The organism is Phaeobacter sp. JH20_29 (assembly GCF_048056175.1).
Lineage (GTDB): Bacteria > Pseudomonadota > Alphaproteobacteria > Rhodobacterales > Rhodobacteraceae > Phaeobacter > Phaeobacter bryozoorum.
The window spans coordinates 25,410-50,597 of the sequence record NZ_JAYMWO010000006.1 but is presented as its reverse complement, the minus strand read 5'-3'; the positions used below and the strand labels follow the sequence as shown (position 1 = coordinate 50,597).

At 60.0% G+C, this 25,188-nt stretch carries 28 protein-coding genes; 15 read left to right on the top strand and 13 right to left on the bottom strand.

The genetic code is table 11. The features are described 5' to 3' along the window. Nucleotides 1-24: 24 nt before the first annotated feature. On the bottom strand, nucleotides 25-795 hold the full coding sequence (locus tag VWZ85_RS05180) for a FadR/GntR family transcriptional regulator (protein ID WP_340546517.1): 771 nt from the start codon (nucleotides 793-795) through the stop codon (nucleotides 25-27). 620 nt (nucleotides 796-1,415) lie between these two features. Between VWZ85_RS05180 and VWZ85_RS05175 the strand changes: the two genes are divergently transcribed. The 3 genes from VWZ85_RS05175 (at nucleotide 1,416) to VWZ85_RS05165 (ending at nucleotide 5,844) form a co-directional block, all read left to right on the top strand. Then, nucleotides 1,416-4,871 (top strand): chromosome segregation SMC family protein, encoded by a 3,456-nt coding sequence (locus VWZ85_RS05175; protein ID WP_416534659.1) that lies wholly within the window; start codon nucleotides 1,416-1,418, stop codon nucleotides 4,869-4,871. Between the two features lie 58 nt (nucleotides 4,872-4,929). Continuing rightward, the gene (locus tag VWZ85_RS05170; RefSeq protein WP_416534658.1) at nucleotides 4,930-5,397 is read left to right on the top strand and encodes a YbjN domain-containing protein; all 468 of its coding nucleotides are present in this window, start codon (nucleotides 4,930-4,932) and stop codon (nucleotides 5,395-5,397) included. 75 nt (nucleotides 5,398-5,472) lie between these two features. Then, a complete protein-coding gene (locus VWZ85_RS05165) occupies nucleotides 5,473-5,844 on the top strand; it encodes a hypothetical protein (RefSeq protein WP_340546520.1) in 372 nt (123 codons plus the stop codon). A gap of 25 nt (nucleotides 5,845-5,869) precedes the next feature. On the opposite strand, the gene VWZ85_RS05160 is transcribed toward VWZ85_RS05165, so the two are convergent. From VWZ85_RS05160 to VWZ85_RS05145, 4 genes are all read right to left on the bottom strand, one after another. Beyond that, nucleotides 5,870-7,042 carry a lytic murein transglycosylase gene (locus VWZ85_RS05160; RefSeq protein ID WP_416587317.1) on the bottom strand — a complete coding sequence of 391 codons (1,173 nt, stop codon included), beginning with the start codon at nucleotides 7,040-7,042 and terminating at the stop codon, nucleotides 5,870-5,872. A 39-nt stretch (nucleotides 7,043-7,081) separates the two neighbouring features. Then, nucleotides 7,082-7,993, bottom strand: a complete 912-nt coding sequence (gene cbiB, locus VWZ85_RS05155; RefSeq protein ID WP_416587316.1) for an adenosylcobinamide-phosphate synthase CbiB — start codon at nucleotides 7,991-7,993, stop codon at nucleotides 7,082-7,084. Further along, on the bottom strand, nucleotides 7,990-8,943 hold the full coding sequence (locus VWZ85_RS05150; protein WP_416587401.1) for a threonine-phosphate decarboxylase: 954 nt from the start codon (nucleotides 8,941-8,943) through the stop codon (nucleotides 7,990-7,992). The genes cbiB and VWZ85_RS05150 overlap by 4 nt, the downstream gene beginning before the upstream one ends. Nucleotides 8,944-9,351: 408 nt before the next feature. Continuing rightward, a complete protein-coding gene (locus VWZ85_RS05145; RefSeq protein ID WP_416587315.1) occupies nucleotides 9,352-10,326 on the bottom strand; it encodes a glutathione S-transferase family protein in 975 nt (324 codons plus the stop codon). Between the two features lie 311 nt (nucleotides 10,327-10,637). Here VWZ85_RS05145 and VWZ85_RS05140 point away from each other — a divergent pair, with 311 nt between their 5' ends. After that, nucleotides 10,638-11,000 (top strand): hypothetical protein, encoded by a 363-nt coding sequence (locus VWZ85_RS05140; RefSeq protein ID WP_340546525.1) that lies wholly within the window; start codon nucleotides 10,638-10,640, stop codon nucleotides 10,998-11,000. 120 nt (nucleotides 11,001-11,120) lie between these two features. Here VWZ85_RS05140 and VWZ85_RS05135 read toward each other — a convergent pair whose 3' ends face one another. Continuing rightward, the gene (locus VWZ85_RS05135) at nucleotides 11,121-12,293 is read right to left on the bottom strand and encodes a MalY/PatB family protein (protein WP_416587314.1); all 1,173 of its coding nucleotides are present in this window, start codon (nucleotides 12,291-12,293) and stop codon (nucleotides 11,121-11,123) included. A 97-nt stretch (nucleotides 12,294-12,390) separates the two neighbouring features. Between VWZ85_RS05135 and def (VWZ85_RS05130) the strand changes: the two genes are divergently transcribed. The 5 genes from def (VWZ85_RS05130) to VWZ85_RS05110 all read left to right on the top strand — a co-directional run bounded on the left by def (VWZ85_RS05130) (nucleotide 12,391) and on the right by VWZ85_RS05110 (nucleotide 15,213). Continuing rightward, nucleotides 12,391-12,912, top strand: coding sequence for a peptide deformylase (gene def / locus VWZ85_RS05130; RefSeq protein WP_416534653.1), 522 nt, complete (start codon nucleotides 12,391-12,393; stop codon nucleotides 12,910-12,912). Nucleotides 12,913-12,984: 72 nt separating this feature from the next. Further along, nucleotides 12,985-13,494 carry a peptide deformylase gene (def, locus tag VWZ85_RS05125; RefSeq protein WP_416543464.1) on the top strand — a complete coding sequence of 170 codons (510 nt, stop codon included), beginning with the start codon at nucleotides 12,985-12,987 and terminating at the stop codon, nucleotides 13,492-13,494. Beyond that, a complete protein-coding gene (def, locus tag VWZ85_RS05120) occupies nucleotides 13,491-13,988 on the top strand; it encodes a peptide deformylase (RefSeq protein WP_340546529.1) in 498 nt (165 codons plus the stop codon). The genes def (VWZ85_RS05125) and def (VWZ85_RS05120) overlap by 4 nt, the downstream gene beginning before the upstream one ends. A 71-nt stretch (nucleotides 13,989-14,059) precedes the next feature. Further along, nucleotides 14,060-14,965, top strand: coding sequence for a methionyl-tRNA formyltransferase (fmt, locus tag VWZ85_RS05115; RefSeq protein ID WP_416587313.1), 906 nt, complete (start codon nucleotides 14,060-14,062; stop codon nucleotides 14,963-14,965). 11 nt (nucleotides 14,966-14,976) lie between these two features. After that, nucleotides 14,977-15,213, top strand: a complete 237-nt coding sequence (locus VWZ85_RS05110) for a hypothetical protein (protein ID WP_340546531.1) — start codon at nucleotides 14,977-14,979, stop codon at nucleotides 15,211-15,213. Nucleotides 15,214-15,233: 20 nt separating this feature from the next. Here the strand turns inward: VWZ85_RS05110 and VWZ85_RS05105 are convergent, their stop codons facing one another. From VWZ85_RS05105 to VWZ85_RS05075, 7 genes are all read right to left on the bottom strand, one after another. After that, nucleotides 15,234-15,857 (bottom strand): trimeric intracellular cation channel family protein, encoded by a 624-nt coding sequence (locus tag VWZ85_RS05105; protein ID WP_340546532.1) that lies wholly within the window; start codon nucleotides 15,855-15,857, stop codon nucleotides 15,234-15,236. Beyond that, on the bottom strand, nucleotides 15,854-16,321 hold the full coding sequence (rnhA, locus tag VWZ85_RS05100) for a ribonuclease HI (protein ID WP_416543462.1): 468 nt from the start codon (nucleotides 16,319-16,321) through the stop codon (nucleotides 15,854-15,856). The genes VWZ85_RS05105 and rnhA overlap by 4 nt, the downstream gene beginning before the upstream one ends. Continuing rightward, entirely contained in the window at nucleotides 16,314-16,913 is a 600-nt protein-coding gene (locus VWZ85_RS05095; protein ID WP_416587312.1) for a class I SAM-dependent methyltransferase, read from the bottom strand. The genes rnhA and VWZ85_RS05095 overlap by 8 nt, the downstream gene beginning before the upstream one ends. Further along, complete coding sequence (locus tag VWZ85_RS05090) at nucleotides 16,910-17,362, bottom strand: DUF3429 domain-containing protein (RefSeq protein ID WP_340546535.1); 453 nt, start codon at nucleotides 17,360-17,362, stop codon at nucleotides 16,910-16,912. Before VWZ85_RS05090 ends, VWZ85_RS05095 begins: the two co-directional genes overlap by 4 nt. Beyond that, nucleotides 17,359-17,976 (bottom strand): LysE family translocator, encoded by a 618-nt coding sequence (locus VWZ85_RS05085; protein WP_416587311.1) that lies wholly within the window; start codon nucleotides 17,974-17,976, stop codon nucleotides 17,359-17,361. Before VWZ85_RS05085 ends, VWZ85_RS05090 begins: the two co-directional genes overlap by 4 nt. 131 nt (nucleotides 17,977-18,107) lie before the next feature. Next, on the bottom strand, nucleotides 18,108-19,058 hold the full coding sequence (gene ispH, locus VWZ85_RS05080) for a 4-hydroxy-3-methylbut-2-enyl diphosphate reductase (RefSeq protein ID WP_340546537.1): 951 nt from the start codon (nucleotides 19,056-19,058) through the stop codon (nucleotides 18,108-18,110). Between the two features lie 188 nt (nucleotides 19,059-19,246). Next, entirely contained in the window at nucleotides 19,247-19,816 is a 570-nt protein-coding gene (locus VWZ85_RS05075; RefSeq protein WP_340546538.1) for an NYN domain-containing protein, read from the bottom strand. A 139-nt stretch (nucleotides 19,817-19,955) separates the two neighbouring features. On the opposite strand from VWZ85_RS05075, the gene folK reads away from it, so the two are divergent. From folK to acpS, 6 genes are all read left to right on the top strand, one after another. Then, on the top strand, nucleotides 19,956-20,525 hold the full coding sequence (gene folK / locus VWZ85_RS05070) for a 2-amino-4-hydroxy-6-hydroxymethyldihydropteridine diphosphokinase (RefSeq protein ID WP_416587310.1): 570 nt from the start codon (nucleotides 19,956-19,958) through the stop codon (nucleotides 20,523-20,525). Nucleotides 20,526-20,618: 93 nt separating this feature from the next. Beyond that, nucleotides 20,619-20,972, top strand: coding sequence for a DNA-directed RNA polymerase subunit omega (rpoZ, locus tag VWZ85_RS05065; protein ID WP_061049565.1), 354 nt, complete (start codon nucleotides 20,619-20,621; stop codon nucleotides 20,970-20,972). Between the two features lie 40 nt (nucleotides 20,973-21,012). Further along, on the top strand, nucleotides 21,013-23,145 hold the full coding sequence (locus tag VWZ85_RS05060; RefSeq protein ID WP_340546540.1) for a RelA/SpoT family protein: 2,133 nt from the start codon (nucleotides 21,013-21,015) through the stop codon (nucleotides 23,143-23,145). Between the two features lie 33 nt (nucleotides 23,146-23,178). After that, nucleotides 23,179-23,832, top strand: a complete 654-nt coding sequence (locus tag VWZ85_RS05055) for a DUF2062 domain-containing protein (protein WP_340546541.1) — start codon at nucleotides 23,179-23,181, stop codon at nucleotides 23,830-23,832. A gap of 99 nt (nucleotides 23,833-23,931) precedes the next feature. Beyond that, on the top strand, nucleotides 23,932-24,693 hold the full coding sequence (locus VWZ85_RS05050; RefSeq protein ID WP_416538338.1) for a pyridoxine 5'-phosphate synthase: 762 nt from the start codon (nucleotides 23,932-23,934) through the stop codon (nucleotides 24,691-24,693). A gap of 59 nt (nucleotides 24,694-24,752) precedes the next feature. Further along, on the top strand, nucleotides 24,753-25,184 hold the full coding sequence (gene acpS / locus VWZ85_RS05045) for a holo-ACP synthase (RefSeq protein WP_416587309.1): 432 nt from the start codon (nucleotides 24,753-24,755) through the stop codon (nucleotides 25,182-25,184). The last annotated feature ends 4 nt before the right edge of the window (nucleotides 25,185-25,188 follow it).

Sequence of the window (25,188 nt, the reverse complement as noted above, 5' to 3'; positions counted from 1 at the left end):
TGCTGAATGGGGTCGGCGCCTGGCTCAGGACTTGCTGATTTCGTGCTCAAGCCTCTGTTTGGCGATTTCCGCGTTGCGCAGGGTGCGCTGATGGTCGCTGAGCGCCTGTTTCACGTAATCCAGATGGGTTTCGACCGCCGCCCGCGCTGCATCCGGGTCGCGCGCCTGCAAAGCGGCGTTGATGGCGCTGTGCTGCGCGAGCAGGGCCTCGCGCGTGGTGTGCTGTTGGAACATGATCTGGCGGTTGTAGAAGACCCCCTCCCGCAGCAGGTCGAACATCGACCGCATCATATGCAGCATGACGACATTGTGGCTCGCATCCATGATCGCGGAATGGAACTGCGCGTCCAGAGCTGCCGCTTCCTCTGAAGTGGCAGGATCACCGGCCTGTTCCATCTTTTCAAAGATGGTCTGAATGACCTGAAGATCATAGTCGGAACCGTATTTGGCCGCGCGCTCCGCCGCGAGGCCTTCCATGTCCCGGCGAAAGCTGAGGTAGTCGAAGACGGCCTCATCATGGCTGGCAAAGAGCTGCACCAGGGCAGGCGAAAAGGCTGAGCCGAGCACATCGGCAACAAAAACACCGGCACCGGCCCGCGACGTGAGCAGGCCTCGGCTCTGCAATTCTGCCAGTGCGTCCCGTAGGGATGGCCGCGATACGCCCAGACGCTCCGCCAGTTCGCGTTCCGCAGGCAACCGCTCGCCCGGTGTCAGGATGCCTCGCAGAATGAACTGTTCGATCTGGCGCACCACTGAAGCAGAGAGTTTTTCGGGCTGAACTTTTTGAAAGGGCATGATGATTGCCTTCTGAGGTGCGTTATTGGTCAAAACATATGACCACGCGGCAGGTGCGGCTGCAAGAGGGCGGCATCCATTCGGCAGACAACCTGCGCGTTCCATGCTAGCTGTGAGAGCAAGACCGAAGAATTTGTCACAACCGTCACGGTGATACGCATGTTCGACCCGGCCAGATCCACGGTTCTATTCCGCTCGATTTTTACATTACTCCTTGTCGTATTACTTGCCGCCTGCGATACCGCAAGTCCGCATTTTCGGGGCCAGACCGTGCAGAGGATTGCCGTGGACGGCAGCGTTTTTGATGTCAGGATGCGCGGTCGGTTGGCAGAAGCCGTTCGCGTCAACCCACAGTATGCGCCGCGGCTTGGACCGATCAGAGGTCGGGCGGCCCGTGCCATGGAATTGGCCAGTGGGTGTAGCGTGGGCTATGTACTGGGCGATCAGGCCGTGCTGGTCGGGCGATTGGACTGCGTAGCCGGTTAAGCGGGAAATAGAAAGTTATCCACAATATATGGTGGCGATATCGCGCTGAGCTAGCGGATTTGGGGGGCGGCCACATTGACAGTGGTGTAACAAACCCATGACACTTGGACCCCAATGAATCATAGGATATCGGCTTGCGCTTCTCGAAACTCAGACTGAATGGCTTCAAGAGCTTTGTGGACCCAACGGATCTGCTGATCGCGGATGGCCTGACTGGGGTTGTCGGGCCAAATGGCTGCGGCAAATCGAACCTGCTCGAGGCGCTGCGTTGGGTGATGGGCGAAAACCGCCCGAAGGCCATGCGCGGCGGTGGCATGGAGGACGTGATCTTTGCGGGGACAAGTTCCCGGCCTGCGCGTAACTTTGCTGAGGTCAGCCTGCAAATCGACAATAGCGAGCGGCTTGCGCCGTCCGGGTTCAACGAAAGTGACAATCTGGAAATTCTGCGCCGCATCACCCGTGATGTTGGCAGTGCCTACAAGACCAATGGTAAGGATGTGCGCGCCCGCGACGTGCAGATGCTGTTTGCTGATGCCTCGACCGGCGCACATTCGCCAGCGTTGGTTCGACAGGGACAGATTGCCGAACTGATCAATGCCAAACCGAAGGCCCGGCGGCGTATTCTGGAGGAGGCTGCAGGTATTTCGGGACTCTACCAGAGGCGGCATGAGGCTGAACTGAAGCTCAAGAACACCGAACAGAACCTGCTGCGCGTGGATGACGTGATCGAGCAACTGGCTGCTCAGCTTTCGCAACTGGCCCGTCAGGCCCGACAGGCGCAGCGCTATCGTGATATCGGTGAGCAGCTGCGCCGGGCGGAGGGGATGTTGCTGTATCGCCGCTGGCGCGAGGCCGATGACGCGCGGCTTGAGGCAGAAGATGTCCTACGCGCGCGTGAGACGCAGGCCGCCAAGGCCGAGGCGCTAGCCCGTGTCGCAGATGGGAAGCGACTAGAAGCAGAGGGCGCATTGCCGCCTCTGCGCGAGGAAGAAGCGATCGCAGCGGCGGTCCTGCAACGTCTGTTCGTGCAGCGCGATGCGCTGAGCGATCAAGAGTCACAGGCACGCCAGACAATCGAGACGCTGACCAACCGTGTGGCGCAGTTGGGCCTTGATATCGAACGTGAAAGCGGGCTGAACCGGGATGCCGGCGAGACAATCGAGCGGCTGGACTGGGAACAGCGCGAATTGGCGCGGGCGGCCATTGGCCATGATGACCGCATGGCCGAAGCCGTTGAGCGATCCCGCGAGGCCGGATCTGTTCTTCAGGCGCGCGAAGAGCATCTGACGAGTTTGACCGAAGATGTGGCACGGTTAGCCGCGCGCCACCAGTCCGCGCAGCGCCAGGTTGAGGATTGCCGTCGCGCACTGAGTCGTGCGGAAGAGGAAGGCGGCAGTTCCCGCGAGGCGATGGCGGCCGCCCGCGAAACACTGGCCGAAGCCGAGGCCGCATTTGAAGCGGCAGTCGGCGCTGAAGAAGAGACGCGCGCGGCTGCTGAACTGGCAGATGAAACCCTCGCGGCGGCGGATGAAGCCCGCAATGACACCCAATCGCGAGAAGCAGAGGCCCGTGCTCGCCGCTCCGAAGCCGAAGGAGAGCTGGGTGCGCTGCGTGCTGAGGTGACGGCCCTTGCGAAGCTGGTGGAACGTGACACTGCCGAGGGCGGGCATGTTCTGGATGAAATGCGTGTCGCCGCCGGTTATGAAAAGGCACTCGGGGCGGCGCTGGCAGATGATCTGCGTGCGCCTCTTGCAGAGATCGACGGGCCAAGTGGATGGGTTACCCTGCCGCCTTATGACGGCGATGCGGCTCTGCCTGCGGGCGCTGTGCCGCTGTCTCTGCATGTCAGCTGCCCGGCAGCGCTGCAGCGTCGGATTTCGCAGGTTGGTCTGGTCGACAGTGATGCCGCAAGAGACCTGCATTCGCGCTTGTTGCCGGGGCAGCGTCTTGTGACATTGGAGGGGGATCTGTGGCGCTGGGACGGGTTCCGCGCCTGGGCGGAGGATGCACCCAGTGCTGCAGCGCTGCGTTTGGAGCAGATGAACCGTCTCGAGACGCTGAAACAGGACATGGAGCATGTAGGAGCGCGTGCCGATGGCGCCAGGGCGGCACATGAGGTCCTGATGCGAAAGCTTGAGGAGGTGACCGCCGCTGATCAGGCCGCCCGTCAGGCGCGCCGGGTCGCGGATCAGCGCGTCGCCGATGCCGCGCGTGCGCTGAGCAGGGCCGAAAGCCACCGCAACCTCTCCGAAGGCAAACTTGAAACTCTCAGCATTGCAGTGACCCGCCATGACGAGGATGCAGCGGCGGCAAAGGCGCAGCTGGCTGAGGCTGAGACTGCGGTGGAGGGCCTTGAAGACCTCTCCGAAGCGCGCGCCAAGGTCGAGGATGTAAAGCAAGCGGTCGAAGCCGCGCGGATCACCATGCTGACGCATCGATCAACGCAGGATGAATTGCGTCGCGAAGGCGAGGCTCGGACCGCACGCGGACAGCAGGTGACCAAAGAGCTCTCCGGCTGGCGTCATCGTCTCGACAGCGCCGAGAGGCGCATTGCCGAGCTGACCGAGCGTCGCGCGGCAACAGAAGACGAGCTGGAAGAGGCCCATGCGGTTCCAGCTGAAATTGCGGAGAGACATGACGAACTGAATGCCGCGATTGAAGAGGCAGAGGCGCGCAAGGCTGCCGCGTCGGACGCGCTGATCGGCGCTGAAACCGTGTTGCGCGATGCCGTGCAGGCCGAGCGCGAGTGCGCGCGCCTTGCGTCAGAGGCACGTGAAGCACGAGCCCGCTCCGAAGCGCGTTGCGATGCCGCCCGTGAGGCGGTGGGACATGCGGAGGCGCGGATCCGTGAGGAACAGCAGACCGTGCCGGACGACCTGTTGGCCCGCCTTGATGCCACGCCTGAAGATATGCCCAATGCAGAGGAGCTGGAAGCGGAGGTCAACCGTCACAAGCGCCAGCGCGATGCGCTGGGAGCCGTCAATCTGCGCGCCGAAGAAGACGCCCGTGTGGTGCAGGAAGAGCATGACCAGCTGGTCACCGAGAAAGCCGATCTGGAAGAGGCGGTGAAGACGTTGCGCGCAGGGATCGCCAGCCTCAATCGTGAGGGACGTGAACGGCTTCTGACCGCCTTTGAGGAGGTGAACGCCAGCTTTACCATGCTGTTCACCCATCTGTTCGGCGGCGGCGAGGCCAATCTGGTTATGGTCGAAAGTGACGACCCGCTGGACGCCGGGCTTGAGATCATGTGCCAGCCACCGGGTAAGAAGCTGTCAACGCTCTCACTGTTGTCCGGCGGAGAACAGACTCTGACCGCTATGGCCTTGATTTTTGCGGTGTTTCTGTCGAACCCGGCACCGATCTGTGTGTTGGACGAAGTCGACGCACCTCTGGATGATGCCAATGTCACCCGTTTCTGTGATCTTCTGGATGAGATGTGCCGACAGACCGACACCCGTTTTCTGATCATCACGCACCACGCGGTGACCATGGCGCGGATGGATCGGTTGTTTGGCGTGACCATGCAGGAGAAAGGCGTGAGCCAGCTGGTGTCTGTCGATCTCAAGAAGGCCGAATCTCTGGTCGCCTGAACCCTTGTTCAACAAGGCCGCTGGTTCTATCGTCGCCGCGACAATGACAGGATTTGCAATGAAATTTCTTTCTCTACTGACAGCCGCAGCCCTGGTCGCCATTCCTGGTCTGGGGCACGCTGAAAATATCCTTGCGAAGGATGCAACCACGCTTGCGAATTTTTTTGAGACTGAAGGGGTCGATTTTGAGGTCACAACTGACGATGTGGGCGACCCCAAGCTAAAGGTCGACTATTACGGCAATGACTTCTCAATCTATTTCTATGGCTGCGAGAACAATAGGAACTGCGATGCGATACAGTTCTTTTCGGGCTACCAGACGGATGGCGGCGTGCGTGTGGCGAAGATCAACGAATGGAACACGGAGAACCGCTTTGGCCGTGCTTATATCTCGGACGAGGGATCCGCTCGGGTTGAGCTGGACGTCTATCTTGGCAAAAGCGGGATGAACCCGGACGATTTCGCCGAGCTCTTGAGCTACTGGTCCAGGATCATACAGGAATTCGAAGAATTCATTGATTGGTGACCCATAAGGTTTCGTCACCGAAACATGACAGATCAGACTCTGAAATACCGCTAGGCTGGCTGCATGAGATACCCCATGTTGCTGGCCTTTTATGTTTTCCTTGCTGCAGTTGCCGGCTTCGGTACCGTGTCGGCCCAAGACGGTGCGATGCGCAGCGGAGACCGACCTTTTGATGCCGAGGCCTTGGCGGCGCTGCCCGGACGTTCCTTTGTCTTTTACGATGATGGCGAGGCGCTGTTCGGCTCGGATGGGGCCTACGCCTACACATATTCTGCGAAGAATGGCGGAGGTACGGCCTGGGGCAGCTACAGCGTCAAGCCGGACGGCCTCATATGCGTAACCTTTGTCAACGGCGCCTCACGCTGCGATCAATATGTGACAAACCGTGACCGCACGGTGGTAATCACCTCCGACGGTCAGAGGTTCCCGGTGCGCTCGATCCGGTGAATATCAGGGGTGCTGCACCAGCTGATCAGAGACGCGACAGCAGCGTTTCGGTCGGCCAGGCGTCGGCTGGTAAGCCCAGGCGCTCCTGCTCTTTTTGCACCGCGATCCGTGTCTTGGCGCCAAGGATGCCATCCACATTGCCGACGTCATGGCCCCGCGCGATGAGTTTGCGCTGAAGCTGTTCCATCTGCTTGGCCACAAGACCTGTATCAGGTGCGCCCGCATCATAGGGGGCGGCTCCTGACAGGCGGGTGGCGAAATATGCCGCCGTCAGCACATAGGTAAAGCTCTGGTTCCACTCGAAATAGACGTCGAAGTTCGGATAGGCCAAGAAGGCAGGCCCTTTGTGACCCTGTGGCAGAATGAGTGCAGCCTTGGTGCCGGTGGCTGCCAGCCGACCGGACCGGGACCGCACGCCCAAAGCCCGCCAATCGCCGACTGTCTGCTTGTGATGAACACCACTCAGGCGGAGGTCCAGATCTTCGGGGATTGTCACCTGCTGCAACCAGGGTTCGCCGGGCCGCCAGCCCAAATGCGACAACATCTTCGCCCCGGACATCAGCGCATCGGGAGCGGAGGTCTTGAGGCTGACGAGGCCGTCACCATCCGCATCGACCCCGTTTTCGAGGATATCGCCGGGCAGCATCTGCACCATTCCGATTTCGCCCGCCCAGGCGCCGGTGGTGCGGCGTGGATCAAAGTTGCCCTGACGAAACAGTTCCAGCGCCGCAAACACCTGCGGGCGGAACAGCTCCGGTCGGCGGCAGTCATGGGATAGGGTTACAAGGGCGTTCAGCGTGTTGAAATCCCCTTGAACGGCGCCATAGTCGGTTTCGAAGGCCCAGAACGCAAGCAGCACGCTGCGATCTATGCCATAGGTCGTCTCGATCCGGCGGAAGGTCGTATCATATTTGCGCGCCATCGCCAGACCCCGGTCCAGCCGGTTTTTGGAAATCAGGCGCCGCGAAAATTCGATGAACGGTTTTTGGAATACACCCTGCGCGAGGTCCGCTTTCAGGACCGACTGATCCTGCCGAACACCTTCGAAGAACCGGTTCACCGTAGCGCTATCATATCCGCCGGTCAGCGCTTCTTCTTTCATCAACTGGACGAAATTGCGAAATCCGCCGCCACATTGTGCTTGGGCCTGAAGAGGGAGCAGGAATGAGACGAGGGCGAGAAGACTGGGGCGCAACACGGTTGGCGTGTCCTTTTTGAGAGTGCTGCCCCTTGTTAGCTACAATAGCGCGGCAATGGCAACCGTTAGCGCAAGCCCCAGCGCCCAAGACATCCAAAGCAGGCGAACGCAACGGGTGATACTATGGGCACTGGCGCTTTTGGAGCCGACAGCATTGACCCAAGGAAAATCCTGCATTTTTCCATCGTAGGAGCGGGGCCCGGCCAGCGCGACCTGAAGCGCGCGTGCCATCGCAGCCTCGGGCCAGCCTGCATTCGGGGAGCGATGGCGGCCTGCGTCCTGTGCAATTTCGGGCCAGCTTGGCAGCACGCGACCAACGGCTGCGATCATCAACGCTGACAGCCGCGCCGGTATCAGGTTCAGCGCGTCATCCAGCCGTGCAGCTGCCCAACCAAAATTTCTGTGGCGCGGCGTTTTATAGCCAATCATGCTGTCGGCTGTATTGGTGATCTTGTAGATCATCAGCCCGGGCAGGCCACCGACAAGAAACCAGAATGCGGGTGCGATCACCCCGTCGGAGAAATTTTCGGCACCGCTTTCGATGGCTGACCGCGCGATCTGCGGGGTTGTCATGCCGGTGGTATCGCGGCTGACGATCAAAGAAACCGCCGTACGACCCTCTGCGAGATCGTGGCGCAGGCCGTGGGCAACAGCTTCGACGTGTTCGCAAAGCGATCGTTGTGCCAGCAGAACCGCAGCTACCAGAAACTGCACGACCGGCCCAAACAGCGACAGAACCCAGCCAAGCCAGCCTGCCCCAAGAACCAGAAGGACGATGGCCAGAACACCTTTGGCCTTGCGTTGTTTGCCGGTGTTAAGCGACCGGTCGGTAAGCTCAACCGCACGCCCCATCAAAACCGCAGGGTGCGGCAGCCGCGTCCAGAGCCAGCGTGGTTCGCCAAAAACAGCATCCAGCAGCAAGGCCGGTATCAGCAGTTCCGCAGTTGTCACAGAGCCGCCTCAAGCCTCGCCCAGCCATCCCCTGTGGGCAGGCCGAGACGCAGATAGTTTTTTGAATAGGGGAAAATACGCGTCCAGATATGTGCGCGTGCAAGCTGGGTCTGCCAGGCCGCAGCGTCGTCCACATCATATAGGCGGAACAAATCGGTGCCACCGACAATCTGGGCGCCCTTGGCGATGAGCATCTGATCCAGGCGCTCGGCATCCTGCCGCAGCCTCAGCCGTGTGGTGGTGGCCCAGTCCTCGTCCCGCAAGGCCTGCGCGCCGATGCGCAAGGCCGGACCGGAGACCGCCCAGGGGCCTTGCCAAGCTGCCAGACCGTCGATCAGGCAGGGGTCGCCGATAGCAAAGCCAAGCCGCAGGCCCGCGAGGCCCCAGAATTTGCCGAAACTTTTGAGGATGATAACGCCCGGGCGATCTGCAAGATGAATAAGGCTGTCCTCAGGGCAGACATCGCAAAAACTCTCATCAATCACGACCAGCGGGGCCTGTGCATCCTCAGCACTCCACCGGCGTCCGTCGGGATTGTTTGGATGGACCAGAACCCGCGCCTCTGCCGGGCCCCCTGTGACGGTCTGCCACCCGTGAGTGGTAAAGGCAGCGGCATGTTCGTTATAGGTCGGTGGCGTGATCTGGACCCACCGTGGGTCAGCCAAGGCCGGAATGGCGGCAATCAGCGCCGAGGCGCCTGGGGCAGCGAGGATTTTTGCATCTTTCGGCACCTTCCAGAAGGCGCGCGCTGCGGCAACCAGATCGGCCTGTGCTGCCTGGTCGGGCAGGGCACCCCAATCCGCAGATGTCAGGCCAGTGATCGGATATGGCACGGGGTTGATCCCGGTCGAAATATCGACCCAATCTCTGGCTACACCACCATATTCCGAAATAGCGGCACTAAGGTTGCCGCCGTGGTCCCGCTGAGGGACCTCTGTCAGATCCAGCATGCCTGTCATCTTGGGCCTTAACAAATGAACCAGAACCGAGGGCCAAGAAAACCGCTGACCCAATACCGCCGTATGGAGCAGCAATGACGAGAAAGCAACCATAGCCCCATGCAATCAACAATTCGCTAATCTCGGGGAGATTGCGGCGCGGAGAATCTCGCTATGGGTGTGCTTGGCGAATACCCGACAATAGGGACGTAATATCTCGTTTGCCGGAAACCGGCTGTCCGGGAGCAACTGCCGATTCCCGCATCGACGGTTGTGATCGCCGATCACAGCGGCAAGGAACATCCATGGGCGACAATCCGTGAACCAAGTGAGGATTGTAGCCCGCGCATTCGGCGTACCACGAATGCGCGGTTGCAGGCAGGCACGGCAGCAACCATGCGACAGTGGCAGGCTGACAGGTCAGTCGCGGCCGTGAGGCGCCATCCAGTCGATCTGCGGGTTGATCGGGATGATCCGATGCGGGTTGATGGTCTCATGGCTGTAATGATAGTGGCGCACGATGTGATCCATTCCGACGGTGCCAGCCACGCCGGGCCATTGATACAGCGCGCGAGTATAGGCCCAGAGATTCGGATAATCGATCAGCCGTCGCCGATTGCATTTGAAATGCAGGTGATAGACCGGATCAAAACGGACAAGGGTGGTGAACAGCCGCCAGTCTGCCTCGGTCAACGCGTCGCCAAGCAGGAAACGATGTTCGGACAGGATGTCTTCCAGCCAGTCGAGGGTCTCGAACAGCGGCTCAACAGCGGCGTCATAGGCCTCCTGCGTGGTGGCAAACCCGCATTTGTAAACACCATTGTTCAGCGTGGAATAGACCCGATTGTTCACGGCTTCGATCGGTTCGCGCAGTTCTTCGGGCCAGTAGTCATCATCATTGTGGCTGATGCCGTCGAAGGCGCTGTTGAACATGCGGATGATGTCGGCGCTTTCATTGGAAACGATGGTATTTTGCGTTTTGTCCCAGAGGATTGGCACGGTGACCCGACCGGAATACTGTGGGTCGGCGCGGGTGTATATCTGGTGGAGATGATCATTCCCGAACAGCGTGTCACCCGTCGCGCCGTGGTCGTCCTTGGCAAAACTCCACCCTGAGTTCAGCATATCCGGGTGTACGACCGAAACGCTGATATGATCTGCCAGCCCTTTGAGTTGGCGGAGGATGAGCGCACGATGCGCCCATGGGCAGGCCAGCGAGACATAGAGATGATAACGCCCGCTCTCCGCGGCAAAGCCTCCTTTGCCGGTTGGCCCGGCCAGACCATCTTTGGTGATCCAGTTTCGAAATTGCGCCTGCGAGCGTTTGAACGCGCCACCGGTTGATGCTGTGTCGTACCATTGGTCGTGCCAGACGCCATCAATCAAGAGGCCCATCACCGTCTCCTGTATGCTGTGAATACATATGTCGAGAGGTAACCTAGGTTGAGCGGGGGCGCGCGCCCATCGCAGTTTACGCGCATCATCCCTGCGCCAGTGCACAGCTGCGACAAGGGGCGTATCCAGCCTGCATCGCGCAGATCAAAAGTGGTGCTGCGCGCAAGATGTGGAAATGACTCAAAAAGTTCACTTGATTTTATCCTTTCCAAGTTCACACTTGTGGTGAACCGGGCAAAACGCCCGCTCGCGCTGGAACAATTATCGCCATGCGATGACGCCAGCGTTTGCCAGATCGAAAGGTCACTGCGATGACGACATTTGTTCCGAAGTCTGTGCTGGACGCGCTGGATGCCGCGCGGCTGGATGGAATGAAACGCAAGAGCCGCCTGCGCGTGGCTGTAGACGATCACATGTTTCCGGTCTTGCGCATGTGGAAAGACGGCTTTTCGATCGAGGCAGCAGATGCACCGCAGCTGCGGGGCCTGGTTGATCTGTTTGACGGCAGTCGGCATCTGTCCCAATGCCTGATCGTTGCCTCTGATGAGGAGGGCGGCGAAATGCGGTATGAGTTCAAACGCGCAACACCGGCCTCGGACAAGGCACCATTGGATTTCTACCGTGCTCCGGACGCGCCGGTGGGGCTGATTGCACAGGATGACCTGCGGCTCTGAGCCGGGCGAATTTGCTTGGGTATATTGATATTTGATTGGAAAACGGGGGCCTTAAATAGAGCCCCCGTTTTTTTCTCCTCGGTCTCGCGTATCTGAGCGAGACCGATTTTCCACCCGGCATTATTGAAGGTCGGCGAATGCCCTGCGCAGACGCTCGCAGGCCTCTTCGACCCGTGCGCGCTGGGTGCCTAGGTTGAACCGCAGGAAGCTGCCGCCACCAGTTCCAAAACTGGGCCCGTGGTTGGCCGCAATCTTCGCGTCGTTTTCAACCCGTGCGGTGAACTCCTCGCGGCTCATGCCAGTGCCGGAGAAATCGACCCAGGCCAGATAGGTCGCTTCCAGCCGGGTTGAATGTAGACCGGGGATCTCGTTCACGGCGGCATCGAAGATCTGCCGGTTGCGGTCCAGATAGGGCACCAGTTCATTCACCCAGGCGGCGCCTTCCGGAGAGTAGGCGGCAGCCGTTGCCCATTGGCCGGGAGAGTTCGGCGACAGCGCCAGCGCCAGCATCCGGCGGGAGAATTTTGCGCGCAGATCGGGATCGGGAATGATGACCTGACCGGTGTGCATACCGGCAAAGTTGAACGTCTTGGACGGCGCGGTCAGCATCAACAGGCGATCGGTGATATCCGGTGCCGCGTTTTGCATCGGGATATGAGTTGCACCGTCGAATACCAGATCGTGATGAATTTCATCGGAGAGCAGGATCAGATCGTGCCGCTTGGCAAAATCGGCAACGCCGCGCAGTTCATCCTGGGTCCAGACACGGCCGACCGGGTTATGGGGAGAGCAAAGGATGACCATCTTTTCCGAACCGGTCATCTGCGCATCATAGGCCGCAAAATCCATTTCGTAGCGCCCATCGTTGACGGCAAGTTCGCATTCGACCACCTCACGTCCGGCGTTGCGAATAACCTTGGCGAAGGCGTGATAGACCGGCGTGAACAGCACAATGCCGTCACCCGTTTGCGTATAGGTATCCAGACACATACCGACGCCGTTCACTAGACCGGTTGTCGTGAAAATCGCGTCGGGGTCGACCGACCAACCATGACGGTTCTGCATCCACCAGCAGATTGCGGACCGGTAGGGGCTGTCGCAGTTCACATAGCCATAGACACCATGGTCGGCCATTTCCCGCATCTTGTCGGTCACGACCGATGGCACTGCGAAATCCATATCGGCCACCCACATCGACAGACCTTTGTCTCGTGGCACGCCATAGAGATCCTCCATCATGTCCCATTTGATGCAATGTGTATTCCGGCGGTCAATGATCTTGTCAAAATCCATGTCTGAACTCCCGTTGTTCAGGGGCGAAGCTAACGGCAATCCAGCGACACGCAAGGGGGCCGTTGCAGGGCGGGCGTCAATGGCCTAAATCAGCGGCATGAAACGACCGATCCTGATCCATCCTGATCCCCGCCTCAAGAAGGTATGTGCAGCTGTTCCCGACCTTTCGGACGCATTGCGCACGCTGGCCGACGACATGCTGGAAACCATGTATGCTGCGCCGGGTATCGGCCTTGCAGCGCCGCAGATCGGCGTGCTGGACCGCCTTATCGTGCTGGATTGTGTCAAGGAAGAGGATGGCCCGGCCCGCCCTCTGGTCATGTTCAACCCAGAAGTGGTTGCAGCATCGGATGACATCAATGTCTATGAGGAAGGCTGCCTGTCCATTCCCGATCAATACGCCGAGGTGACACGCCCGAAGGTGGTTGACGTCGAATGGATCGATCGCAATGGCAATCCCCAGCGGGAAACCTTTGATGGTCTTTGGGCGACCTGCGTCCAGCATGAGATCGACCATTTGAACGGCAAGCTGTTCATTGATTACCTGAAACCGCTGAAACGGCAGATGATCACACGGAAAATGCAGAAACTGAAGCGCGAGCGCGGACGCGGTAGCTGACGATGGGCGGGTGGCTCCGTCTGTGGACAAGATGGCGTACGTCGGCTGCTTTGACCCGGAAAGGTGGACAAGATGACGGTTCTCCAGATCAGGGCTTGGCCCGACCCGGTGCTGAGTAGCCCAGCTACGCCGGTGACTGACCCGTCAGAGGTTGCGGATCTGGTGCGCGATATGCTCGACACCATGTATGCCGCGCCGGGTCGTGGACTGGCCGCGCCCCAGGTCGGTGTTCTGGCACGGGTATTTGTTATGGATACGACCTGGAAGGAAGGCACGCGCGACCCGCTGGTCTGCCTGAACCCAGAGATCATCGCCCTTTCCGATGAGATGGCGACACGCACCGAGGGGTGCCTGTCGATCAGGGGCCTCAGTCTCGATGTGACGCGCCCAGCCTGGGTAGATCTCGGTTGGACCGACATGGAGGGCGTGCGCCATCAGCGCCGGTTTGACGGGTTTGCTGCGGCTTGCGTGCAGCATGAATACGATCATCTTGATGGTCGTGTCACTTTTGACCGGGTGGACCCAGAAGCGCGCGCTGCGGCCCTTGCCACCTATGAAACTAATCTGGAGACACCCCGATGACCGTGCGCCCCTGCCTGCCCTGGCCCGACAAGCATCTGCGCAGCCGCGCCGAGGACGTGAGCGAAATCACCGAGGATACGCTGACCCTCTGGCAGGATATGATCGACACGATGGAGGCAATGCCCGGTGTTGGCTTGGCCGCAAACCAGATCGGCGTCCTGCAGCGACTGGCAGTTGTCGACGGCTCCAGCGAACGAGGGCGCGCTGTCCGGCTGGCGAATCCCGAAATCCTGCACGCTTCGGTAGCGCTTCGGGAACATGAGGAAGCCAGTCCCAACCTCCCCGGCGTCTCGGCCAAAATCAAACGACCGCGCGCGGTGACAGTGCGATATATGGATGAAACCGGCGCGGTGGTCGAACGGGATTTCGTCGGGATCGAGGCCACCAGCGTGCAACATCAGATCGATCACCTGAATGGCCGTATGTATTTTGACCGGCTGTCGAAGGTGAAACGCGATATGCTGATCCGCAAGGCGAAGAAGCTGAATGGCTGAGACACGTGCGGGGACAAACCCGCGGTTCGGGGCCTGTTTCAGGCGAATGGATTGAGAGTAAGGGGCAGCGGATGCGTATTGTTTTCATGGGGACGCCGGAGTTTTCGGTTCCGGTACTGGATGCCCTGGTTGACGCGGGTCATGAGATTGCTGCGGTCTACTGCCAACCGCCCCGTCCGGCCGGGCGCGGCAAGAAGGATCGACCAACGCCCGTTCATGCCCGCGCGATTGAACTGGGTCTTGATGTCCGTCACCCGGTCAGCCTCAAAGGGGCCGAGCAGCAGGCCGAATTCGCGGATCTACGGGCGGATGTCGCGGTGGTCGTGGCCTATGGTTTGATCCTGCCACAGGCGGTGCTGGATGCCCCCAGACACGGCTGCCTCAATATCCATGCGAGCCTGCTGCCGCGTTGGCGCGGAGCGGCACCCATTCACCGCGCCATCATGGCGGGCGACAGTCAAACTGGCGTCTGCATCATGCAGATGGAGGCGGGGCTTGACACCGGCCCGGTCCTGCTGCGCGAAGCGACCGAGATTGGCCCGGAGGAAACCACCGCCCAGCTCCATGATCGGCTGTCGGAAATGGGGGCAGACCTGATCGTCCGTGCCCTGGATGGGCTGTCTGACCTGACAGCTGAGGTGCAGCCGGACGCGGGCGTGACCTATGCCCATAAGATCGACAAGGCCGAAGCCCGCATCGACTGGCAACGCTCCGCGGTGGAGGTTGATCGGACGATCCGCGGGTTGTCTCCGTTTCCCGGTGCCTGGTGCGAGATCGAGGGTCAGCGCGTAAAACTGTTGGCATCCCGCGTTGTCGAGGGGGCCGGCGCGGCAGGAATCGTTCTGGACGATGCGCTGCGGGTTGCCTGTGGTGAGGGCGCGGTTGAGCTGTTGCGATTGCAGCGGGCAGGCAAGGGAGCACAGGAACGCGAGATTTTCCTGCGTGGCTTTCCCGTAGCGCGCGGCACACAGCTTTAAGGGAGGCGGAAATGTTTCTGGCCCTGTTCGGCAGCGTCGTTATTGCCGGGATCGTCGGCTACCTGGCGGAGCGCACCGGTTTTACCCACAATGGGTATCTCTCGTCGATCATCATCTGCGTTGGCGGCGCGTTCCTGTTCCATTTTGTGGTGATCATGTTTGGCGTCGGCTTTCGCGCACCGGGTTGGAACGCCATCGCCGCATCCGTCGGCGCGTTGGTCATCGTGCCGTTTCACTGGCGCCGCTGAACCTTCCTGCCGACTGTTGCTCAGCTGCGCGGCGGGCGTGAACGATAAACTGGCAGATGCCAGCCAAATGCGATTGAGCCCGCCCGCAAAACCCAGCAGACCACCGCGCAGGCCACAAGCGCCCAGCGGGTCGGCAGGCCAAATGCCATGCTGACCACCGCCGTAATCGCGCCTGCCATGGCGCATGAGATATAGAGCTCGCCCTGTTTCAGCACCAGCGGCACTTCATTGCAGACCACATCACGCATCAACCCGCCCAGGGTGCCTGTTGCCATGCCCATCAGCACAACGATCACCGGCGTCTGGCCGGTTAGCAAGGCAGCGCCGGTACCCGCCGAAACTGCGATTGCCAGTGCAAAACTGTCGAGCCAGACAATCCAGCGCAGCCGACTTTCCACCAAATGGGCGGTGAAGAAGACAATCACCGCAGTCACCGCCGCCAACAGGATTATCGTAGAATCGCCGATCCAGAACACTGGGTTGCGATCCAGTAAAAGATCCCGCACCGTCCCTCCGCCGACGGCGGTCAGGCAGGCCACGAAAGCAAAGCCGACAATATCGAGCTGTGCCCGGCTGGCCACCAGGGCGCCGGAGGCCGCAAAGACCAGAACGGACGCATAGTCCAGAAGGGTAAGGATGGTCATGCCTTGGCTTTGCCAGTCTTGAACGGGGCCATGCCTGCACGCGCAAGTTCATCGGCGCGTTCGTTCTCGGGATGGCCTGCGTGGCCTTTGACCCATTCCCACGTGACCGTGTGACGGCGCTGCGCCTCGTCCAGACGTTGCCACAGCTCAACGTTTTTCACGGGTTTCTTTGACGCGGTCTTCCAGCCATTTCGTTTCCAGCTGTGGATCCAGCCGGTGACACCGTTTTTGACGTAGGCTGAATCGGTCACCACGGTGAGGGTAGAGGGGCGCGCCAGGCTTTCCAGGGCATTGATCGCTGCCAGCAGTTCCATCCGGTTGTTGGTGGTCTCGGCTTCGCCGCCCTGCAGTTCCTTTTCCTTGACAACAGTGTCGCCGTCCATTGCGCGAAGCAAAACCCCCCAGCCACCCGGGCCAGGATTGCCGGAGCAGGCGCCATCCGTGTAGGCGAAGAGATCAGCCATGACAGGCCACCGAAATCCAGCGCGCCATGGCGCCGTCCAGCCCTGCGTTTTCGCCGGTGGTGCGGTTGTCCGGGGTGAACCCAGCAGTGCGCAATAGATCGATCAATTCGTCTTCCTCGTAGTAGGTATAATATCGCCCAAGGGCATCGCGGGCCTCGCCCTTACCGAGCTTTAGCGCGATGTAAAAGGGCCGACCTGACCGTAGCGCCTGCCGGATGGCCCTCAGGTGACGCGGAAAATCGGCACGCGGCGCATGTAGCAGACTGAAATTGGCCCAGATGCCATCATAGATGCCACACCCCGACAGCTCATCAAAACTGGCGAGACACGTCTCAACACCCGGCATATGTTCCGCCAGTGCGATCATTTCCACGGAAGCATCCATCGCCACAGGGCGCAACCCGGCTGCGGCCATAACCGCGCTGGAGGTGCCGGGACCGCAGCCCAGATCCAGCACCCGTGCGTTCGGCGGGCAGGCAGCGATGAACTCGTGCAGGCGTGGGTCTTCTCGCAGGTGTGTCTGGTTCCGGTCAGCATAATCCGCTGCCTTGTTGTTGTAGATCTCCAGTGTCTCGCGGTCAGGCCCGCTCACAGGTAGACACCGACGGCGAGGCTGGCGACCACAATGCCGGTCAGCAGCAGGCGCAGCTGCATCCACCACGATGGGGTCAGACGCCAAACGTAAAAGGCATAATCCAGCAGCAACAGGCCGGCAAAGCCGTAGATCAGGTTTATGCCCGCGCTGGTCGGTCCACCGCCGGTCATGAAAAATGCCCAAAGCGCTGGCAGCACGGACAGGGCATAACCAGTTGCCGCCTGCATACCCGATGTCTTGGTCGCAAATCCCCAGAGCACGCCGGACATGAAGCTGAGGATCACAGAGCCATAGAACAGCTGCACATAGGGGCCGACAAACCGCGCCCCAAGATGGCTGGCACCCCAGACCTGCAACGCCGGGATCTGCGTGGTGAGTGCTCCCCAGACGAATGGGATCAGCCCGGCCAGCCCCAAGACCAGCGGTGCCGGTGGTATCCTGCTCATGCCCGTTCCATCGCCAATCGGGCCGCCAGCGCGGCAAACAGCGCAGCAAAGCTACGGTTCAGCCATTTGACCACGGTGTCCGACCCCAGGATCAAGCTTCGCGCCTGCGCTGCAAAGAGCCCGTAGAGCACAAAGACACCAAAAGTCATGGCCATGAAAATCAAGCCAAGCACGACCATCTCCTGTGTCGCTGTTGCGGCCGTGCCTGACAGGAACGGCGGGAGAAGCGCCAGAAAAAACACCGAAAGTTTCGGGTTCAGGATGTTGATCAGGGCGCCGCGCTTGGCGATCCTTAGACCATGATCCGGAGCAGCAGGCGCGCCGGACAATGACAGCGCGCCGTCAGTTTTCAGCATTTGCCAGGCCAGATACAGAAGATACAGAACGCCCGCAATCTTCACCGCCTGAAACAGCACCGCCGAGGTGTGCAGAACCGCAGCCAGCCCCAGTGTCGCAGCCACAAGATGGGGCACGATGCCAAAGGTGCAGCCGACCGCTGCCCAAATCGCTGCACGCCGCCCCTGACCAAGACCAAGCGCCAGCGTGTAGAGCACACCGGTCCCTGGCGCGAGGACGACGACAAATGCGGTGACCAGAAATTGCAGTGAAATCAATTGACCAGCTCCTTATGATAGACAAGGTGGTTCAGGCCAAGGGTAATCGGCTGCCGGTCAGTTGCAAGACAAAGAAATCCGCAGACCGGCAAAGCGGCTGCGTCATTATCGTTTGCAGGGGACAAGCCGCCTCAGGCTGTTTCCCGCAGAACCCGGGGAACTTTGAACTCAACCCGTTCAATCGCGGTTTCCACCAGCTCGACTGTTACCTCGAACCGCTCGCGGAAGGCATCGATGACTTCGTTCACCAAGAGCTCGGGCGCAGAGGCACCAGCGGTGATCGCGACCGAGGAAATTCCCTCAAGCGCGCGCCAATCAATGTTTTCGGCCCGTTGTACCAGCTGTGCATATTGGCATCCCGCCTTGGCGCCAACTTCGACCAACCGTCGTGAGTTCGATGAATTGGGAGCGCCGACAACCAATAGGGCATCTGCCTTCGGGGCGACTTCCTTGACGGCCTCCTGGCGGTTGGTGGTGGCATAGCAGATGTCTTCCTTGTGAGGGCCGACAATATTCGGAAACCGAGCCTGAAGTGCTGCAACAATATCCTTGGTGTCATCGACCGACAGGGTTGTCTGGGTGACATATGCGAGATTGTCAGGATCGCGAACCGTCACCGTGGTGACATCATCCGGGGTTTCCACCAGCAGCACTTCTCCTTCGGGCAGCTGTCCCATGGTGCCAATGGTTTCAGGATGCCCCTTGTGACCGATCATGATCATCTGGAGCCCGTTTTCCGCATGGCGCTGCGCCTCGATATGGACCTTCGACACCAGCGGGCATGTGGCATCGACATAGATCATCTCGCGCCGGTCTGCCTCGGCCGGGATCGACTTCGGGACGCCATGCGCTGAAAAGATCACCGGCCGATCATCGGGGCATTCATCCAGCTCTTCAACGAAGACGGCCCCTTTGTCGCGCAGCCCGTCGACCACATATTTGTTGTGCACGATCTCATGGCGCACATAGACGGGCGCCCCCCATTTCTCGAGCGCCATTTCGACGATCTTGATCGCCCGGTCGACACCGGCACAAAAGCCGCGCGGCGCGGCGAGATATAGCGTGAGGGGGGGCTTGGTCATCGCGGTCTCCTTATCGCTCAGAGCTAGGGCTTTCTGTCGGCGAGGTCCAGCCCCGTGGCAATTGATTAAGCGGCGGTCCCGGGGACAAGGAAACCAAAAACAGCGCAAGCAAAAGCCCGCAAACAGTGAAGGTACTGCTGCGGGCCATGTCTGGGTCGTGGTGGCCTCCGGCAGGCCAGAGATCTGTATCAGCCGGTGGCGGCTGATACGGAGCGCGGGTCACTTTGTTCGCGGGGAGGGCGGCCGATCACGTCCTTCAACTCTTCCAGCTCGATGAAATTATCGGCCTGTCGGCGCAGCTCGTCCGAGATCATTGGCGGCTGGCTGCGGATGGTGGAGACCACGGAGACGCGCACACCCTGCCGCTGCAGGCTGGCGATCAACGGGCGGAAATCACCATCACCGGAGAACAGCACGATATGGTCCACGCGGGGAGCAAGTTCCATGGCATCGACCGTCAGCTCGATATCCATATTCCCCTTCACCTTACGCCGACCCATGCTGTCGGTATATTCCTTGGCTGGTTTGGTCACCATGGTGAAACCGTTGTAATGCAACCAGTCAACCAATGGCCGGATCGGAGAGTACTCATCATTTTCCAGCAGAGCTGTGTAGTAAAACGCGCGCAACAACTTGCCCCGGCGCATGAATTCCTGCCTGAGCAACTTGTAATCGATGTCAAACCCAAGCGCCTTTGCTGCCGCATATAGGTTCGATCCATCGATGAACAGCGCGAGCCGTTCGTCCTTGTAAAACATCAAATATGTCCTTCCGGTAGGTCCGTCCCAGCAGTGAGGTTCCGTGAGTGAATGCTGAAATACGCTAAAACGGGTGGACTTAATGTAGGTTATTTGACATTTGCCGCAAGTGTATCGGGATTAAGAAACGAGGGCAAAAATGACCGAATTCCGGTCAGAGGCGCTTATCGCCATGGGGGGGAACCTGCCTATCGGCGAACAGTCGGTTGAGCATACCCTCATAGGGGCTGTTGGGCAGTTGTCCGAATCAGACATCAGGCTAAGGGCAATCTCGCGCTTCTATCAAACGCCTTGCTTCCCGGCGGGCTCGGGTCCTGACTATGTGAACGCAGCGATTGCGATCGGCACAAACCTGCCCCCGCGGGAACTGTTGGAACTGTTGCATGAGGTGGAGGCGGATTTTGCCCGCCGACGTGTGCAGCGCTGGGGCATGCGGACACTGGATCTGGATCTGGTCGCTTATGACGATCTGGTATGTCCGGATGTGACGACCTTCGAACGGTGGAGGGATCTGCCACTGGATCTGCAGATGAAAGAGGCGCCGGGCCAGTTGCTGTTGCCGCATCCCAGGCTTCAGGATCGTGGCTTTGTGCTGGTGCCTCTGCGCGATGTTGCACCTGATTGGCGCCATCCGATTCTGGGTCAGACCGTGCGTCAGCTCTGTGCGGCGCTGCCAATGTCCGATTTGACCGAGATTTCGCCGGTCTGAGCCGCCAATGCGCCCCATTCGGCGCTTGTCAAGAGAAAGCTTTGGTTTTAGAAGTCACCCTTCTGGACTTATTTTTGATTTGGAGAGTCGCCCATGGCCCGCGTGACGGTTGAAGACTGCGTAGACAAGGTTCCCAACCGCTTTGAGCTGGTGATGCTCGCAGCGCATCGCGCTCGTGAGATTGCCGCTGGTGCGCCGCTCACGGTTGAGCGTGACAACGACAAGAACCCCGTCGTGTCCCTGCGTGAGATCGCTGATGAAACGCAGAGCGCCGACTCCCTGCGTGAGCGTCTGATCGAAAGCAACCAGACCCAGATCGAGGTTGATGAGCCGGAGGATGACTCGATGGCCCTGCTGATGGGCGCGGAAAGCGACAAGCCTGCCACGGATGATATGTCGGAAGAGAAACTGCTGCGTGCGCTGATGGAGGCGCAAGGGCAGGGTTAAGACGTCGCAAGACATAATGAGCTGAGGCTGCGGACCGGAAATGATTTCACCAGAAGACCTGATTGCTCTGGTCCGCAACTACAATCCCAGGACCAATGCGGACAGGATCGCTGATGCTTATGCGTTCGGCGAACAGATGCACGACGGGCAGTTCCGCCATTCGGGTGAGGCCTATTTCACCCATCCCGTGGCGGTTGCTGCCATCCTGACAGAGCAGCGGCTGGATGACGCCACGATCATCACGGCGCTGCTGCACGACACCATCGAAGATACCAAGGCGTCTTACGACGAAATCGCCAGCCGCTTTGGCAAAGAGGTGGCGATGCTTGTTGATGGTGTCACCAAGCTGACCAATCTCCAGCTGTCCAGCCGCGAAACCAAACAGGCAGAAAATTTCCGCAAGCTGTTCATGGCAATGTCCAAGGACCTGCGGGTTATCCTCGTGAAGCTTGCCGACCGTCTGCACAACATGCGCACCATCAAAGCGATGCGCCCGGAGAAACAGGCCCAGAAAGCCCGTGAAACCATGGATATCTACGCGCCACTGGCTGGTCGCATGGGGATGCAATGGATGCGCGAGGAGCTGGAGGATCTGGCCTTTCGCGTGCTCAATCCAGAAGGTCGCCAGTCAATTATCCGCCGCTTTGTCACGCTACAGCGGGAAACCGGCGATGTGATCCATCGGATCACCGGCGACATGCGGGCCGAACTGGAAAAGACCGGGATCGAAGCCGAAGTTTTTGGCCGCGCCAAGAAACCCTATTCCATCTGGCGCAAGATGCAGGAAAAGGATCAGGGCTTTTCGCGACTGTCCGATATCTACGGGTTCCGCATTATCACAACGAGCGAGGAAGACTGTTACCGGGCCCTGGGCGCCATACATCAGCGTTGGCGTGCTGTCCCTGGGCGGTTCAAGGATTACATCAGCCAGCCAAAGTCCAACGGCTATCGGTCGATCCATGCAACCGTCTCCGGGCGCGACGGCAAGCGGGTAGAGGTGCAGATCCGCACCCGGCAGATGCACGATGTGGCAGAAACCGGTGTGGCGGCCCATTGGTCCTACCGCGATGGGGTGCGCTCTGAGAACCCCTTTGCGGTTGATCCGGCCAAATGGATTGCGTCCCTGACGGAGCAGTTTGATGCGGAGGAGGATCACGATGAATTCCTCGAAGCCGTCAAACTGGAGATGTATTCCGACCAGGTGTTCTGCTTCACTCCCAAAGGCGATGTGATCAAGCTCCCAAAGGGCGCTACTCCGATCGACTACGCCTATGCCATTCACACCCGCATCGGCCACGCCTGTGTCGGGGCAAAGGTGGATTCGATCCGCGTGCCGCTTTGGACACGCCTGCGCAATGGCCAGTCGGTTGAGATCATCACTGCTGAGGGCCAGACCCCGCAGGTAAGCTGGTTGGATATTGCAACCACCGGCAAGGCGCGTACTGCGATCCGCCGTGCCCTGCGCGAGGCTGACCGCGCCCGGTTCGTGAAACTGGGCCACGAGTTGGCGCGATCCGCGTTTGAACATGTCGGGCGCAAGGCCACTGACAAGGCGTTGGAGACGGCGGCCCGTGCGCTTCGCGTCAGCACGGTCGATGAATTGCTGGCCCGTTTGGGGGCTGCGGTACTCACCGCGCATGATGTGGTTCAGGCGGTCTATCCGGAACTGGCCGCTGACAACAGCGATGAGGTTTCGCCGCGTCGTGCGGTGATTGGTCTTGAGCCGGGGCAGAGCTTCGAGCGGGCCCCCTGCTGCCAGCCACTGCCCGGCGAACGGATCATCGGCATCACCTATCGTGGCCGGGGTGTTGTGGTCCATGCTGCAGATTGCGACGCTTTGGGAGAGGTCGAGGATCAGCCCGAACGCTGGGTCGATCTGCACTGGCACAGTGGGACCCACCCCGCAGTCTACGGCGTGACGCTGGAGCTGACGATTGGCAATGACGCCGGTGTCCTGGGACGTATTTGCACATTGATCGGCGAAAAAAAGGCCAATATCTCCGACCTTGAATTTGTCGATCGGAAACCAGACTTTTACCGGCTGATGATTAATGTCGAACTGCGGGATGTAGAGCAGCTGCATTCGCTGATGTTGATGCTGGAAGCAGAGAGCGATGTCGCCGCCGTTGCACGGTACCGCGATGTGCCGGAAAGCCGCCCAAAGCTCGGGTAGCCGTTCAGTAGGATTTGGGAAGGACGCGAACCTTTGGTATTCAGGCGCCGTGATAGACGTCCGCCTCTGCGCGCGGTTGCCGATTTCCTGTGGCCGCGGGGCGGGTGGGGGCGCGCGTTTCACTATGTGAAGCATCGTGTGCGTCGTCTGCCCGATTCGCCGGAGCGGATCGCCCGCGGTGTCTGGGCGGGGGTATTCACCACCTTTACCCCATTCTACGGGATGCATTTCGTTGTGGCCGCGATTATCGCGCGGCTGATGAACGGCAATATCCTCGCCGCCCTCAGCGGCACGTTTTTTGGCAACCCGCTCACCTATGTGCCGATCGGCGTTGCCTCTCTGCAGACCGGCCACTGGATCCTTGGGACAGAGTTCGACGCCGATGTCGACAAGTCTTTGGTCGGGAAATTTCTGGCCGCCGGGAATGATCTTTTTGACAACCTGATCGCTTTGGTCACTGATCGACCGGCGGATTGGCAGGGGCTGACCCTGTTCTACCACGATGTGTTCTATCCTTATCTCGTCGGTGGCGTGATCCCCGGCCTCATCACCGCAACCGTCTGCTATGTGCTGAGTGTACCGGTCATCCGCGCCTATCAGCAGCGCCGCCGCACCAAGATCAAGGCTAAGTTCGACGTGATCAAGAAACGCGCCTCGCTGGACGCCGCAGACGACAGCAGCAGCTAAGCCGCTGCCAAACTGCGCGATTTGGCGGTTTCCGGGCTTGCCCTTGCCAGCGCAACCCCTAGTGTCAGGCAAAAGGCACTCAATTGGGAACTGCGATCCATGGCACAGACTTCCTCGCACAACACAGACCTGCGGCTTGGCGTGAACATTGACCACGTGGCCACCGTTCGCAATGCACGCGGCGGCCAGGTACCTGATCCGGTGCGCGCTGCCAAGCTGGCCGAGGAAGCCGGAGCCGACGGGATCACCGCCCATCTTCGCGAAGATCGCCGTCACATCACCGATCGCGATATCGACGGGCTGATGGAAGCGTTGAGCGTGCCTCTGAATTTTGAGATGGCCGCAACCGAAGAAATGCAGAAGATCGCCCTGCGCCACAAACCCCATGCGGTTTGTATCGTGCCGGAAAAGCGGGAAGAACGCACGACCGAGGGGGGGCTGGAAGTGGCCCGCGAGGAAAACAAACTGGCCCATTACATCGCGCCGTTGCGCGATGCCGGGTGCAGGGTGTCGATCTTCATTGCCGCTGACCAGCGGCAGATCGAGGCGGCACATCGCATCGGTGCTGAGGTGATCGAGCTGCATACGGGTGCCTATTGTGAGGCTCATGCCGAGGGCGATTTTGCCAAGCGCGATGCCGAGCTGGCAGCCCTGCGCGAAATGTCCAGCTTTGCCCATTCCCTGGGGCTGGAGGTTCACGCGGGCCATGGTCTGACCTATGATTGTGTGCAACCGATCGCAGCTTTTCCAGAGGTGCGCGAACTGAACATCGGCCATTTCCTGATCGGCGAGGCCATCTTCAGAGGGTTGACCCCGGCCATCGCCGAAATGCGCCGCCTGATGGATGAGGCGCGCGTCTAGGACAGCCACCGACGCCCACGGGTCTTGCCAGTTCCGGTCAGATCGCCTTTGATCGGGGCATGATATTGGGCGTTGGCACTGACTTGGCAAATATCGAGCGTATTCAGCGCACTTTGGACCGGTTTGGTGACCGGTTCAAAAGCCGTGTTTTCACCGAAATCGAACAGCGCAAGGCCGAGCGGCGCATGGATGTCGCCGGAACCTATGCCAAACGCTGGGCTGCCAAGGAGGCCTGCTCCAAGGCACTCGGCACCGGGTTGCGGATGGGAATCGCCTGGAAAGACATGGCCGTTTCCAATCTGCGCAGCGGCCAGCCGGTCATGCATGTCACCGGCTGGGCCGCAGATCGGCTGGCAAAGATGACTCCGCCGGGTCACGAGGCCATCATCCATGTCACATTGACTGATGATCATCCCTGGGCGCAGGCTTTTGTCGTCATCGAAGCGCGCCTAATCACCAGTGAACCGCTTGCGACGCCGGGCGATGCTTGACTTA

Excerpts from the sequence above, each read along its gene's own strand:
- VWZ85_RS05135 (WP_416587314.1), bottom strand. The coding sequence starts at position 12,293 with ATGGATTTTGACAAGATCATTGACCGCCGGAATACACATTGCATCAAA.
- def (WP_340546529.1), top strand. The coding sequence starts at position 13,491 with ATGACCGTGCGCCCCTGCCTGCCCTGGCCCGACAAGCATCTGCGCAGC.
- fmt (WP_416587313.1), top strand. The coding sequence starts at position 14,060 with ATGCGTATTGTTTTCATGGGGACGCCGGAGTTTTCGGTTCCGGTACTG.
- VWZ85_RS05090 (WP_340546535.1), bottom strand. The coding sequence starts at position 17,362 with ATGAGCAGGATACCACCGGCACCGCTGGTCTTGGGGCTGGCCGGGCTG.
- VWZ85_RS05180 (WP_340546517.1), bottom strand. The coding sequence starts at position 795 with ATGCCCTTTCAAAAAGTTCAGCCCGAAAAACTCTCTGCTTCAGTGGTG.
- rpoZ (WP_061049565.1), top strand. The coding sequence starts at position 20,619 with ATGGCCCGCGTGACGGTTGAAGACTGCGTAGACAAGGTTCCCAACCGC.
- def (WP_416534653.1), top strand. The coding sequence starts at position 12,391 with ATGAAACGACCGATCCTGATCCATCCTGATCCCCGCCTCAAGAAGGTA.
- VWZ85_RS05165 (WP_340546520.1), top strand. The coding sequence starts at position 5,473 with ATGTTGCTGGCCTTTTATGTTTTCCTTGCTGCAGTTGCCGGCTTCGGT.
- VWZ85_RS05050 (WP_416538338.1), top strand. The coding sequence starts at position 23,932 with ATGGCACAGACTTCCTCGCACAACACAGACCTGCGGCTTGGCGTGAAC.
- VWZ85_RS05170 (WP_416534658.1), top strand. The coding sequence starts at position 4,930 with ATGAAATTTCTTTCTCTACTGACAGCCGCAGCCCTGGTCGCCATTCCT.
- acpS (WP_416587309.1), top strand. The coding sequence starts at position 24,753 with ATGATATTGGGCGTTGGCACTGACTTGGCAAATATCGAGCGTATTCAG.
- rnhA (WP_416543462.1), bottom strand. The coding sequence starts at position 16,321 with ATGGCTGATCTCTTCGCCTACACGGATGGCGCCTGCTCCGGCAATCCT.
- VWZ85_RS05150 (WP_416587401.1), bottom strand. The coding sequence starts at position 8,943 with ATGCTGGATCTGACAGAGGTCCCTCAGCGGGACCACGGCGGCAACCTT.
- VWZ85_RS05075 (WP_340546538.1), bottom strand. The coding sequence starts at position 19,816 with ATGTTTTACAAGGACGAACGGCTCGCGCTGTTCATCGATGGATCGAAC.
- folK (WP_416587310.1), top strand. The coding sequence starts at position 19,956 with ATGACCGAATTCCGGTCAGAGGCGCTTATCGCCATGGGGGGGAACCTG.
- VWZ85_RS05140 (WP_340546525.1), top strand. The coding sequence starts at position 10,638 with ATGACGACATTTGTTCCGAAGTCTGTGCTGGACGCGCTGGATGCCGCG.
- VWZ85_RS05060 (WP_340546540.1), top strand. The coding sequence starts at position 21,013 with ATGATTTCACCAGAAGACCTGATTGCTCTGGTCCGCAACTACAATCCC.
- VWZ85_RS05110 (WP_340546531.1), top strand. The coding sequence starts at position 14,977 with ATGTTTCTGGCCCTGTTCGGCAGCGTCGTTATTGCCGGGATCGTCGGC.
- def (WP_416543464.1), top strand. The coding sequence starts at position 12,985 with ATGACGGTTCTCCAGATCAGGGCTTGGCCCGACCCGGTGCTGAGTAGC.
- ispH (WP_340546537.1), bottom strand. The coding sequence starts at position 19,058 with ATGACCAAGCCCCCCCTCACGCTATATCTCGCCGCGCCGCGCGGCTTT.
- VWZ85_RS05145 (WP_416587315.1), bottom strand. The coding sequence starts at position 10,326 with ATGGGCCTCTTGATTGATGGCGTCTGGCACGACCAATGGTACGACACA.
- VWZ85_RS05105 (WP_340546532.1), bottom strand. The coding sequence starts at position 15,857 with ATGACCATCCTTACCCTTCTGGACTATGCGTCCGTTCTGGTCTTTGCG.